This is a genomic window from Streptomyces sp. NPDC005963, assembly GCF_040638655.1.
Lineage (GTDB): Bacteria > Actinomycetota > Actinomycetes > Streptomycetales > Streptomycetaceae > Streptomyces.
Genome location: NZ_JBEXVD010000001.1, coordinates 655,694 through 667,976 on the forward strand (window position 1 = coordinate 655,694; position 12,283 = coordinate 667,976).

The following is a 12,283-nucleotide window of genomic DNA, read 5'->3' on the forward strand; positions in this document are numbered from 1 at the left end:
CACACCACGTTGCACAAGTGCGCACGTTGGCAGGCTGGCGCGCGACCCGGGTGGGGGGCTGTGAACGTCCGTCGCGGGGCTGGTGTCATCACGCTGGACCGTGAACCGGGGTGAGGGGCTCTGGTTCCGGGCGGCAAAGGATAGGGGGTGGGTCAGTACTGCTGGCGGGAGGGCGTCTGGGGCGGTTCGGTACTCACCGGCAGCCGGAACCCCTCGGTGTCCCCTGGGCCGCCGGGGCCCTTGAGGGGCCGGGGGCATCCGGATCGCCAGGGGTGGCGGGGTCACCGGGGCTGGGACTGGGGGGATCGCCGGCGGGGCGGGTGGTCGGGTCGTCTCCCTCGACAGAGGACCAGCGCCTCAGGGCGGTGTCGTACAGATAGGCGGGCCCGCCCTGGACACCGCTGGTGCGGAACGGCTGTCCACCGTCGTCGATCCGTACAACCCCCACACACGGTTGCCGCTGCTCCACTTCAGTTCGAGGTACCAGTAGCAGTCACAGGTCACCGTATGACCGGTGACGAGGAGGACCTCAGGATCGCGGGCTGAGACACGGTAGGGAAAGGAGAGGGCCGGGAGGATGGCAGTACGACGGCCACACCGGCGCAGTGAACCAGGTCGCCACCGACATCTCCTCCCAGATCGGTGGCCGTACGGACCAGGTCGATTACACCCGCGATCTGGTGGGCAACATCACTCGGATCACCAACCGGCGCTCCGGCGGCACCTATGTAGACACCCAGTGCTTCAACAACGACATGCTGGGACGACTGACACAGGCGTGGACGGCGACCGACGACTGCGCAACCACACCGTCGGGCGCTAACCCGTCCGCGGCGAACGTCGGCGGGCCGCAACCTTACTGGACCGACTGGGAGTTCGACGACGTCGGCAACCAAACTAAGAAAACCGACTTCGCGGTCGGCGGCGCAGTCGCCCAGAAGAAGACGACGACCTTCACCTACGGTCGCTCCAATGGCGTCGGCAACCCGCGCTTGCAGCCGGACACACTCACCGAGACCAACACGGTCACCGCAGGGGTCACCGGCTCCACCGGGACGAGTTACACGTACGACCAGGCAGGCAACACCGTCAGCCGCACCAACGCCAGCGGCACGGACACGCTGACCTGGAACGGCGAAGGCGAGTTGACCTCGCTGAAGTCCACCGCCCAGGCCAAGGCCACGGGGCATCTGTACGACGCCGACGGCGAACAGTTGATCAGGCGTGACCCCAACGGCGAGACCACGCTCTACCTCCCGGGCCAGGAGGTTGTCCTCAACACTGCCACCGGCACGAAGACGGCGACCCGCTACTACGATCTGCCCGCTGGCCAGAGTGCGGTACGGACCAGCACCACGGAGTACTCGTTCGTCGTCAACAATCTCCAGGGCACAGGCCAGCTCTCCCTCGACAAGAACGCGGCCAACCCCGTCTGGCGGAGCCTCACTCCCTACGGCGCGCCCCGCGACGGACTGAGTCCGTCGAACTGGCCTGGCACCAAAGGATTCGTCGGCGGAACCCAGGACAGCAACACGGGGCTGACACTCCTGGGTGCACGGCACTACGACCCGACGGTCGGCAGATTCGTCTCAGCTGACCCCGTTCTCGCCCCGGACGATCCGCGCCAGATGGGCGGATACGCCTACGCGGGCAGCAACCCGATCAGCCGGTCCGACCCTACCGGCCTCATGTCGGCCGGCGCCTGCGCCACCAAGCAGTGCTACGACCAGATAACTGCCGGGTCCAAGGCCAACGCACACCAGTCGGCCAGCCACTGCGGTACCAGGGCGTGCTACGAGAGCTATACGAAGAACGACTGCCAGTGCACAGGCTCGACCTACAGCTATAGCTACAAGGCGAAGGGCGGCACGCACGGCAAGAAGAAGCAGGGCTGGCTCGGCAAGGCGTCGAAGGCTTTCACGGCACCACTGAGACATATCGACGACGGCATCAAGTGGGTGAAGAAGAACAAGGTCGCCGTCACCAGCTTTGTCGTGGGGGCCGTGGTCGGGGTCGGCTGCGTGGCCGGCGCCGTGGCGGCGGGCGCAGCCACAGCCGGTGCCGGGCTCGCCCTCGCCGCGGGCTGCGGAGCAATCGCCGGCGCCGCGTCAGAGGCGGTCGCCAACGCCATGGACCCCAACGCCGATCACAGCCTGGCCGGTTACGGCAAGGCGATGCTGACGGGGGCGGCAGTGGGCGCGGTCGGCGGTGTGGTGGGCGCGGGCGCGGGGGCGCTGGCGACCAAGGCGGCGCGACCGCTGCTAGCGAAGGTGCGCCCGGGGGGTTCCTCGGGTGCGGCAGCGAAGGGATGCCCCTCACACTCGTTCCTGGCGGGAACGCTCGTGGTGCTGGCGAACGGCAAGACGAAGCCGATCGAAACGGTCCTTGTTGGCGACAAGGTGAAGGCCACGGACCCGGTCACGGGAACGACTCGCACGGAGTCGGTAACCCGTTTGATCGTCACTGACTCCGACAAGCGCTTCACGACGCTGACGCTGCGCACACCTGACAAGCGCACCACGAAGCTCAAGGCGACGTCGCACCATCCGTACTGGGAGACGAAGACCCGCCGCTGGGTCGAGGCCGAGGACCTCACCCTGGGCACAATGCTCCGCACGACCACCGGCGCCAACTCCACCGTCACAGCGACGACATCCACGAACGAGGCACACCGGACCTTCGACCTGACCGTCACCAACCTACATACGTACTATGTATTGGCAGGGGCGACGCCGGTCCTGGTCCATAACACCATCTGCACGGCGCTTCCCTCCAGTAGTACGGATGAGTACATCGTCCTGGGGAAGCGTGGGGATACAAAGATCGCGGAGACTTGGGACAATCACGAGGTGCTGCGCATGCCCGGTGGCACGTGGAGTCATAAGCGCAACGATGAATGGATTCAAGGAGCGATCGACAAACGACAGAAGGTGTATCTGGCTTCGGACATCACTACAAGAAGCCTCAATCACAAAAGGTACCCAGAATCGACGTTTGCGCGCGAACTCAACCAACTGATGAAGGCTGGATACACGTTCTCCCGCGAAGGCGGAACAGCGTACAATCAGATGGTTCCCCCTCCGCTGGTCAATTGAAGTTGGTGTCAACAGATGATCTTGCCTGAGTGGCTTGCGGCGGTGTTTGAGCGCGAGTTCAACGAGAGTCAGCGATCCCGGATCGCCGAGGTGATCACGGCCGTCAACGCATCCACCCTTAGCGCAGAGGAGCTCGAGCGTGGCTACGGAGTGATTGAAGGAAACTCACGGTTCCTTGGGGCAGTCATCCTCATTCAGAGAGAGGGTGATGACCTTGAGGAGACCCTGGAAACGGCGACCTGGGATTGGCGAGATCTTCTGTTGGGCACCGGGCTTGAACATGAGGACTGGCCGATCGTCCTTGCGGAAAAGCTTGGCGGGCCATCTGATGGCGCCCCCCTGATTGGCTAGCTCTCAACAAGTCCTCCGAGGAGTCAAGCTCTTTGAAATCCCGCACCGGGCCCTCTCGGCTAGTGATAGCCACAGGGGCTCGGTGACATTCGATCCTGACCTTGGAGTTTGAACGCTCCTATGTGGCTTTGGCCAGGGTACTTGATGTTACTTGGCAGGCTTTCTTGTAACCGACTGGGGATGTTGCCCGAGGTGGTAGTGCCAGCGTCGGGTATTGAATCGAGTCAGCCAGCAGAAGTCGTCGAGTAGGTCTCACGCTCGCTCGGCCAGCCCTTCCGACACCTTCAACGTCTCTCTTTTGTAGCTGGCGTTGAACGATTCGGTGACGACGTTGTCCACGCTGGACCCGACCGCGCCCATGCTCTACGGGACCCATGCTGACCGGCAGACTTCGGAGAAGCCTGACTCACATTTTGCGAGCCGTGATCGGTGTGCACCACTGCTCCAGACCATGCTCCCGCGAGGCCGCTCGACGCTGACTCCGTCGGGATCTTGAGGATCTCCCCAGCGGTGCGGCGTGATCAACAGGCATGCTCGGCTCTGGTTCAAGAATCGATGCAGCTGTCGAGGCGCCCGTTGTCGCTCCACCCCCGTTCTGGTGAACAAGTTCCTTCTCTGACCGTGTATATGGCACGAGCGAGCAACCCGGGCGGTACAACGGCGATGTGGGTGAGAGACCATCTGGGCAAACTGTGGCATGACGAGGACTTCGCCGACTGGTACCCGCGGGACGAGTGGCCAGCACGCCGATTTGCGGGTCGAGCCGCCGCGTCGCGGCTGCCAGAACGTCCGCGTGCTCCTGCCAGGTGAGCCCTGGGGTGAGACACGAGTGGGTGGCCAGATGGGGCGCAGGGCTGCGTTGGTGTCCAGCCGGACCATGGCCCCAGGAGTGAGGGGGCGTCGGCCAGGACAACGGGGGCAGCAAGATCGGGGCGGAAGGTGTAAGGCGGTTTGTCCACCAGCCCGGCGTCGGCAAGGTTGTCCAGGATCCGGTCGAGCCGGTCGGGCTCAGATGGCAAACCGGAGACCGCGCCGTGGAGAACGGCGATGTCCTGATCTCCGTACCCTGCCAGGTCGCCGGCCTCGGTCAGCAGAGCGAGGCCGACCGCGACCGTCCGGTGCAGGTCAGGGTCGTCCAGCGCCCGGAGCCTCTCGGCGACCAGATCCCGTAGGAGGTCGGAGGCGTCACTCCAGTCGAACTTGCCCTTGGACAGGGCCACCTGGCAGGCAGTGTGGGCGAGCAGGGGATTGCCGCCGGCCAGAGTAATGACGGCCTGTCGGAACTCCTTCCGCTGAATCCCGTGGTCCGTGATGATGGTGTCGATCTCCGGGCGGTCCAGCCGGCGAAGCACGACCGGGGCGCCGACGTGGTTCTCGGCTCCGGCGGCGTAGAGCGTCCGGTCGCGCTGGCCCGGGCGAACAGTGAGGGCCAGTCGGACCCGGTCCCACGGCTACGGAAAGTACCCGGGCTCGGTGATTGGTGAGGGTGCGGAGGCGGGTGCAGGTGTAGGGATCCCAGAGTTCTAGGGTGCCGTCCTGGCTTGCGGTGGCCAACCAGGTTCGGTCTGGCGACACTGCCACCGAATGCACACCGCCGGTCCGGTGGTCAGCAGGCAGAAGTGTGCAGTCGCCGCTGTGGGGGTTCCAGATTCGGGCTGCTCCGTTTCTGTCGGCTGTAACCAACCAGGTTCCGTCCGGGGACACCGCTGTGGCACGTACCTCTGTGGTGTGGCCCGTGAGTGTGCGTTGCAGAGCGGGGTGGGGGGCATCGGGCAGGGGCCAAAGAGGGGAAAGTGCGGGCCGTGCGGCGGGGTCGGTGCGGCGAGTAGTGATCTGGGGCTGCCAGTGGGGGTGGTGGGCGAGACGGAGGTGCAGGACCCCGGCTTGAAGGCGTGTTGTGCTGATGTGGGTAAGCAGGTGGGTGGTCTGGCTGATGCTGCGGGCGAGTGTCTGAGCATGAGGGGTGCCGATACGGTCCAGGTCTCGCCAGGGGGCGTTGGGGCCCCGGTGCGCAAGGCGGTGCTCGATCCACCGGATGTCTCCGGCGGTAGCTTCCGCCAAGCCAGTGCAATTGGCTGCTGTCAGGTGTGCGATGAGGTAGTCAAGGGGGGTAGTCATCGCTGAGCTGCCACCATGCGTACCGAGGTTCGGGAGCACCCGGTGTCAGGGCACCAGCAGTTGGAAGGGTCGCGGCGACCGCGTCCGATAACTGCCCGTTGGCCCGCACAATGCCTGTGTCTTGGAGGGTGTGGCGCAGATCGTCTCGGACGACGTCGTGCAGAGCGATCCGCCCTCCCCTTTCGGGGGTGAGAGTGATCAAGGAAAGGCGTTCAAGGTCTCGGCACAGCAGTCGGGTTTGGTCTTCTGTCATACCGCCCGCCTCCTGCCACAGGAGTGTGACGACGGAGAGGGGGATCATCTCATCCTCAGCGAAGATCCCCAGTTCGGCGAACCGTTCCTTGCCGTCGGAGGGAAGAAGCGTGGTGGCGGCCTCGATCGTCGCCGAGGCCGCTTCGCGGCGCTGATCCGGGTTGCCGAGGTCCCACGTGCGCACAGGATCGTCTACGGCGCGAGGGCCATGGACACGCAGCTTGTTGAGCAGCCGCTCGGCGGCGGCCGCCGATTCGGCGCCGGTAGCGATCTGCTCGGACATCAATCGGTTCACCAGACGAAGGAGTAGAGCCCAGCGGCCAGTGGCCCGTAGCAGGTCCCCGACCAGAGCCGCGGGTAGTCGGGGCAGGCCAGTGGTCAGGAGGGCGCGGGCTTGGGCGGGGGACATCTCGTCGACGCGGATGCGTTTGGCTTCCGTGGGGAGCAAGCCTGGGTTGCGTGTGGTGATGAGCCTGACGCACCGAGTGCCACCGTGGAGAAAGGGAGCGAGCTGCTCAGCGTCCCAGACGTCGTCGAGAACGAGGAGGGTGCGAGGACGCTGGTCAAGGAGACGGCCCAGGTGGGCTCCGGCCAGTGCGGGGTCGTCAAACTCAGTGGTGTCACCAGTGATGTACCGCGTCGCGGCTGCGACGCTCGCTGCGACTGCTGCCGGGCCGCGGACATCCCGGCCGATGGTGATGGTGTAGACGCGACCTCGGAAACGACGTCGAACCCTCCGGTTCGCACATACAGGTAGTGCGAGCGTTGTCTTGCCGAAGCCCCCCGCACCCCAAAGGGACGTGGAAATCCCAACGGCCTGGCCACCGCGGCACACTGCCTCCACTGCCGCGCCAGTCTGGGCACGCTCCACAAACCACCCGGGCACTTGGGGCGGGGGCGGGGGTGGGGGATCTCCTCGGACCCCGGGTGGGCGCTCCTGCCACCACACCGTGGCAGCCGCCACCGCCACTGCCCCTGCGGCCAGGAGCACAAGTGATTGCCACGGATGAAGCCTCAGCAGGTCGAGCAGGCCCGGCCAGCGCGCCGTCGCAGTAGCCGCGTTCCCCGCTAGAGCCAGCAGCACCATGAACACCGCGCCTGACCCCGTTAGGAATGCCAGTACACCGACCCACCGCCGCACCCGCACAACATCCCCCGAGAATCAGCATCCCCGACGCATCCACGGGGACCATAGCTATAGAGGAGAAGGCGCGCAGCCTAACCCGCAACCTCGCTACGAAACCGTTGTCGCTCCGCGAAAATCGTTCAGCCGTCGAAACATCGGCCATCGGCCATTTAACTAGCGACTAGTAGTGCCTTCGTGGTCCCGCCCTGCCCCGTCCTCGCCGTCCTTCTCTTCCCAGGAACAAGTCTGGCCAGCACTGGGCAACCTCACCGGGTCAACTGTGCGGGGCCAACATCCGGCACGGGATCCACACGAAGAACCACCACATACCGCATCCATCATTCATCGGTGCAGGTGAAAGTCGGTCTGGGGAATTGTGGGTCAGCAAAAAACCAGCATCGTTCGCTAGATTCCCACGGTTTGGGGCAGCTCGTTCAGTAGCAGCGGTATACCTCCCTCGGCAGAAGGCGCTCACTCTCCCCCGCCGAGGAGATCTACGTGTGCAAACACTGCTACCCCGATGGGCTCCTGCGAGCCCTTGAGAGTTCCGCGTTGCCCGCGGGCGTCGTGCGGCTCAGGCGTCAGTTGGCTCTGGCTGGGATCAGTTCAGGCCGGAGGTACTTCGCGCCTGGCGGACCAGGGTGGGCCAGGCGGAGTGAGGTCAACGTCATCCAAACCCACCGCCACGGACGCCGAAGTGGTGGCAGCCGTAAGTTCCGCCCACACTGCTATCGCCTGGGGACGCACCAGTTCCGTGGCCGGTGCGGCGGTCTCCGCGCGCTGGCGCTCCCCTTCGGGAGTGAAGGTGAATGCCGGGCGGAAGGCCCCGCCCCCCAAACCGGACAGCGACAAGTAGGGGCTCGCGCCCGATCTCGTCTCACTCATCCCTTGGCTCCGCGAGGGCCGACCGCTGGTACTGAACGGCGATGCCGCATCGGTAAGTCCCATCTGCTCATCGGGATCGGCACCGCCCGGAGTCGTTCGGGCAGGCGTTGTGAGACGAATTGCGGGATCCTGGGGGGAGACTCAATCATCAGGACGGCTCAGAGGTGACCGAACGGATGACTGTTCCGGTGTCCCCGCCTAGTGGTGGCGGACCTGCGGCAATGCCCGTCGGGCGACCGCCCCGCCCTGCTGTTCGCCGCATTGCGATCACTCTCATGTGCGTGGTCCTGATCCCCGTGGTTTGCTTCTGGGGGCTGCTGCTGGCCTGGTTCGGGCCGGAGTATCTGATCGGCCGTTGGGCGTGGGATTCACAGGGGAATGGCGCCTACCTGCTGACGCTTGTAGGAGGGCTCGTATGGGCTCTCACGCTGTTCTTCATCCGCCGAACCCGGGTTCCCGAACGCATGGTGCGTCGCATCACGCTCTCCCTGGTGCGGACCGGGTGGGGCGCTGGCGGGGCGGGGGGTCCCGTGGTAGTACCCGGTCTCGGGCCGCCACCCGGCGACGACGCCGTGCCCCTGCCTGACGATCCCGCCCTGGCTGCCCGTGCGGCCGGACTGTGGCACGCGAAGCATCGGCTGAGCCAGTTCGAAGGGCCGGTCTACGGGGCCATCGCCTTGATCAATTTCGTGAAGGGCTACCAGGAGTTCCGCGGAGGAGAAGACGGGGAGGTGAGTCCGCCGCTCCTGATCTTCTTCCTCGTCTCGGTAGGGATCGCCGCTGTGCTGGGGTCTTGCCACTTCTTCCTGGACCGCCGCCTGGATGCGATCCGGCGGCGGGACCTTAGGCTCACGATGACCGCGACCGGCGGCGACACCTCGATCCTACGGCGCAGACACGCCCTCGAACGGTGGCGGAACCGGTGCTGCTACATCTTCGTGGCCACCTTCGCCTTCGTGTTCTTCGCCCACCGGGTGGAACGTGCCATCGAGGACCTCACGGGACCTTCCAACCTCGTGAACTTCCTCGTGATCGGGCTGCCCTTCGTGGTGCTCTTCCTCAGTTTCCCCACCGCATTCTTCCTGCAGTGGCGCCTGCTCCGGCTGGACACTCGCATCGCTGCCCAGTCCCACCACAACGAACGGGAACGGTGAGGTGCAAGGCGACCACGCTAGCGGCGGAGACGCCCCACACTCAATGGGCGGGCCGTTGCTGGCCTGCTTCGGGGGTGCCACCCTTACGACCCCTGTTTTCCCGCATCAGGTTAAGAACTTCTAACGAAATGATCTTCAAGGTGGTTGGATCACTCCGGGGACGTTGGTCTGGGGGTGCGGGGTGGCTCGGCGGAAGCCGTGGGATGTCGATGACGAACTGTGGGCGGTGATCGAGCCGCTGTTGCCGAAGGTTGAGCGTCGGGTCCGGCATCCGGGGCGGAAGCGGCATCCGGACCGGCAGGTGTTTCAGGGCATTTTGTTCGTGCTGCATACCGGGATCGCCTGGGAACACCTGCCGCAGGAGCTCGGCTTCGGTTCGGGCATGACGTGCTGGCGCCGCCTGGCCGAGTGGACCGAGGCCGGCGTGTGGCCCCGGCTCCATGAAGCACTCTTGGCCAAGCTCCGGGGCGCGGACGTCCTGGACTTCTCCCGGGCAGCGGTCGACGGCTCCCACATCCGGGCGCTAAAAGGGGCTCCAAGACAGGACGAAGCCCTGTTGACCGGGGCAGGACGGGCAGCAAGCACCACCTGATCACGGACGCCACCGGCATCCCGCTCGCCGTTACCCTGACCGGCGGTAACCGCAACGACGTCACCCAGCTCATTCCCCTGCTCCAGGCAGTGCCGCCCGTGCGGGGTAAGCGCGGGCGACCTCGGCGCCGCCCTGATGTCGTGCTCGGTGACCGCGGCTACGACCACGACAAGTACCGCCGTCTCGTCCGCGCGCTCGGCGTGAAGCCGCTGATCGCTCGACGCGGCACAGAACACGGCTCCGGACTCGGCACCCAACGCTGGGTTGTCGAGCGCGCCTTCGCCCACCTGCACTGGTTCCGCCGTCTGCGGATCCGCTGGGAGATCCGCGACGACATCCACGAAGCCTTCCTCACCCTGGGATGCGCACTCATCTGCTGGCGACGCCTGTCACGGCCGGTCCGAGCTCTCGCCCTCCCGCAGTAGCCATTCCCGGACGGAAGGGGCATGGTCAAAGAGCTGGCTGACCTGCATGCCTTCTTCGCGTGAGGTCACCTTCGGCAGCGGGGCGAAGTCGCCCGGAAGCACATCCAGCAGACCCCTGACACAGTCTCCCGCCCGCAGAGTGATCAACAGCTCGCACCGCAGGTGACGTGGGACGTCCGGGCGGTGGAACAGGCTGTGCCACAAGGCTGGCCACAAGTAGTGGGTGCCATCGGGCGCCGCATTCGCTCGCACCCAAGCCGGGTCCAACCGCTGGCTCAGGCCGAGGTCACACGCCCGCTCCTCCAGCCCGAACAACGAGGCCGAATCGACGGCTTTCAGCTCGCGAGGCAACAGCTGATCGAAGTCCATCGCCCCATGCTGCCGGACGGCGCCCCACGACGAGGAGCCGACCCCAAAGTGTCATTTCGTTAGAAGTTCTAAGACGGTTGTGCATCGCGGCGTCAAAGCTGACCTGAAGTCCCCCAACTTCCGGCGAGCCAGCCGTAGGCGCGAGCCTCGCGGATGCGTTCGCGGAGGTTCTAGATGAGGCGAGGCTTCTAGTGGGGGTCCAACTGGGGGCCGAGCAGCGGATGCAGGCTCTCTGACTTCCTCTCACCCACCAGTCCGCCCGGCGGTCTTGGCCGTCGACAGGGCGGTGGGCTCTGACAGCATCACGGTCGTGACCGACACTGATGACCTCATGCCACGCGTCTCCCACCCGGGCGCGCTCCGGCGACCCCAGGGTGTTGACTGACACAGCCGTGGATATCCGCGGTATGTGGGTGGACTCGCAATGCCCCACACGCCATCGAGGGTGTGCCATCTTCTCCGGGCATGATGTCACCGACTGCCTTGAGCGTCGGCCCGGCGTACGCGTCCCGGTTGGTCCAGGTGAACGGTGCGCAGTAGCCTTGGAAGTGGAAGCAACCTGGTTACTGAAGGCGTGGAGCACCGCGCGCCTGGCATTTCAGCCCAACCGATCACCGAGCGACACCGAAGCGCCGAGGTTCGCACGACACCAGAGTCCTCCCGCCCATGGGCGTTGTCGGCATGTCACCACCTGCGCGACGCTCGCTTCCAGGGGCACGCTCCATGACCGAACCGCCAACTGCGAGCAGTCTTCGGCATTTCCGGGCTCCTGACACGCTGCTGCACGGGGAGATGAAAAGGAGCATGGCACCCGAGTTCTCCACCGAAGTGGTGGACGGAAGCGGAACTGCCAGCGGGCAGATCTCCCTGGCGGTCGACGAGACGAACACACCCTGGATCGCCTACGCGACGACCGGCGGCTCCGTGGCGCTGGCCAGACGGGAGAAGGAAGGATGGATCAGGCAGCTGCTGCCGTCGGAGCCAGCGGCACGTGACGCCTACCGCATCGGGCTGGCGATTTCGTCCTACCCTGGCCTAAATCCACATGTCGCCTATCAGAGCAAGGCCACCGATCACCTCATCTACGGGGTACGCGGTACCGAGTGGACCTTCGAGGAGGTCCCCACGCGGGGAGGTCTCTTCGCTGGCCCGGTCCGATTCGTCTCGCTGCGGCTGAATCCCGGCTCCGCCGTCCTGGCGAACAAGGACACCCCGGACCTCGCCTACCAGTCCGGGACCTCTCTCTGGCATGCCGCAAAGGCTCCTCATTCGGCGGGACAGCCTCCCCGTTGGAAGAAGAACGTGCATGAGGTCGACCAAGGAGGTCTCGTGGAGACGGGTTGGTTCACCGCAGCGGCCTACACCCCCTATGGTCTCTATCGCATCGCGTACTTCGATAACTGGGCGCCCGCTGGACAGATATGGCGTCGGCTGCGGATGGCCCGGGTCGCGGGGGGCGCGGGCACGGACCTGTCGGAACAGTCACAGGTGGAGCTCCTACACGACGGCCAGATCCTCGGTTCGCGGCCCTCCATGACTTTTGCGGACTCCGGAGAGGGGCTCGTCTCCTACTACGAAAGGAACGAGCGCGCGATCCGGTTCTGCATTTTCGGCGACACCCTTGAGGAACCGCCCGTGACGCAGGTCTTGAGCGAGGGCGTGGAGGGCGAAGAGGAGGCGTACTCAGCCTGCAGTATCGGCGAGCACCTCCCGATCTGCGTGGTCTACGGCGCCGGAGGTCAGCTGATGGTTGCCGAGGGAGACGGCACCACCTTCACCGTCGGCGACATCGAAGCCGGCGGGGCGTGGAGCGATCTCGTGATCGACCGCGAGGGGACCGTACACGTGGCGCACATGAACGGCAGCGAGGTCCGGTACGGCGCGGCGGCGCCCTGATGGACTCCGACACCGCAAGG

9 protein-coding genes and 2 pseudogenes are annotated in these 12,283 nt (G+C 65.6%); 6 read left to right on the top strand and 5 right to left on the bottom strand.

Annotation, left to right across the window (positions count from 1 at the left end):
* Nucleotides 1-193: 193 nt before the first annotated feature.
* A pseudogene (locus tag ABZ348_RS02720) lies at nucleotides 194-576 on the bottom strand (hypothetical protein); the annotation flags it as partial.
* A gap of 29 nt (nucleotides 577-605) precedes the next feature.
* Here ABZ348_RS02720 and ABZ348_RS02725 point away from each other — a divergent pair.
* The 3 genes from ABZ348_RS02725 (at nucleotide 606) to ABZ348_RS02735 (ending at nucleotide 4,618) form a co-directional block, all read left to right on the top strand.
* Nucleotides 606-3,095, top strand: coding sequence for an RHS repeat-associated core domain-containing protein (locus tag ABZ348_RS02725; RefSeq protein ID WP_358928585.1), 2,490 nt, complete (start codon nucleotides 606-608; stop codon nucleotides 3,093-3,095).
* Between the two features lie 15 nt (nucleotides 3,096-3,110).
* On the top strand, nucleotides 3,111-3,446 hold the full coding sequence (locus tag ABZ348_RS02730; protein ID WP_358928586.1) for a hypothetical protein: 336 nt from the start codon (nucleotides 3,111-3,113) through the stop codon (nucleotides 3,444-3,446).
* A 1,034-nt stretch (nucleotides 3,447-4,480) separates the two neighbouring features.
* Nucleotides 4,481-4,618 carry a hypothetical protein gene (locus ABZ348_RS02735; RefSeq protein WP_358928587.1) on the top strand — a complete coding sequence of 46 codons (138 nt, stop codon included), beginning with the start codon at nucleotides 4,481-4,483 and terminating at the stop codon, nucleotides 4,616-4,618.
* 13 nt (nucleotides 4,619-4,631) lie between these two features.
* Here the strand turns inward: ABZ348_RS02735 and ABZ348_RS02740 are convergent, their stop codons facing one another.
* The 3 genes and pseudogenes from ABZ348_RS02740 to ABZ348_RS02750 all read right to left on the bottom strand — a co-directional run.
* Nucleotides 4,632-5,564: a hypothetical protein gene (locus ABZ348_RS02740; protein ID WP_358928588.1), complete on the bottom strand. Its 933-nt coding sequence runs from the start codon at nucleotides 5,562-5,564 to the stop codon at nucleotides 4,632-4,634.
* Nucleotides 5,548-6,264 (bottom strand): hypothetical protein, encoded by a 717-nt coding sequence (locus ABZ348_RS02745; RefSeq protein ID WP_358928809.1) that lies wholly within the window; start codon nucleotides 6,262-6,264, stop codon nucleotides 5,548-5,550. Before ABZ348_RS02745 ends, ABZ348_RS02740 begins: the two co-directional genes overlap by 17 nt.
* Before the next feature lie 9 nt (nucleotides 6,265-6,273).
* Nucleotides 6,274-6,903 (bottom strand): annotated as a pseudogene (locus tag ABZ348_RS02750) (NB-ARC domain-containing protein); the annotation flags it as partial.
* Nucleotides 6,904-8,108: 1,205 nt separating this feature from the next.
* On the opposite strand from ABZ348_RS02750, the gene ABZ348_RS02755 reads away from it, so the two are divergent.
* Together ABZ348_RS02755 and ABZ348_RS02760 are read left to right on the top strand one after the other, a co-directional pair.
* Nucleotides 8,109-8,981: a hypothetical protein gene (locus ABZ348_RS02755; RefSeq protein WP_358928589.1), complete on the top strand. Its 873-nt coding sequence runs from the start codon at nucleotides 8,109-8,111 to the stop codon at nucleotides 8,979-8,981.
* A 181-nt stretch (nucleotides 8,982-9,162) separates the two neighbouring features.
* A protein-coding gene (locus ABZ348_RS02760) for an IS5 family transposase (RefSeq protein ID WP_358928590.1) occupies nucleotides 9,163-9,998 on the top strand; the annotation gives its coding sequence in 2 pieces (ribosomal slippage) (nucleotides 9,163-9,489 and nucleotides 9,492-9,998; 834 coding nt in all).
* Here ABZ348_RS02760 and ABZ348_RS02765 read toward each other — a convergent pair.
* On the bottom strand, nucleotides 9,963-10,367 hold the full coding sequence (locus ABZ348_RS02765) for a hypothetical protein (protein ID WP_358928592.1): 405 nt from the start codon (nucleotides 10,365-10,367) through the stop codon (nucleotides 9,963-9,965). The genes ABZ348_RS02760 and ABZ348_RS02765 overlap by 36 nt on opposite strands.
* A gap of 804 nt (nucleotides 10,368-11,171) precedes the next feature.
* Here ABZ348_RS02765 and ABZ348_RS02770 point away from each other — a divergent pair.
* Nucleotides 11,172-12,263 (top strand): hypothetical protein, encoded by a 1,092-nt coding sequence (locus tag ABZ348_RS02770; protein ID WP_358928594.1) that lies wholly within the window; start codon nucleotides 11,172-11,174, stop codon nucleotides 12,261-12,263.
* Nucleotides 12,264-12,283: the final 20 nt, after the last annotated feature.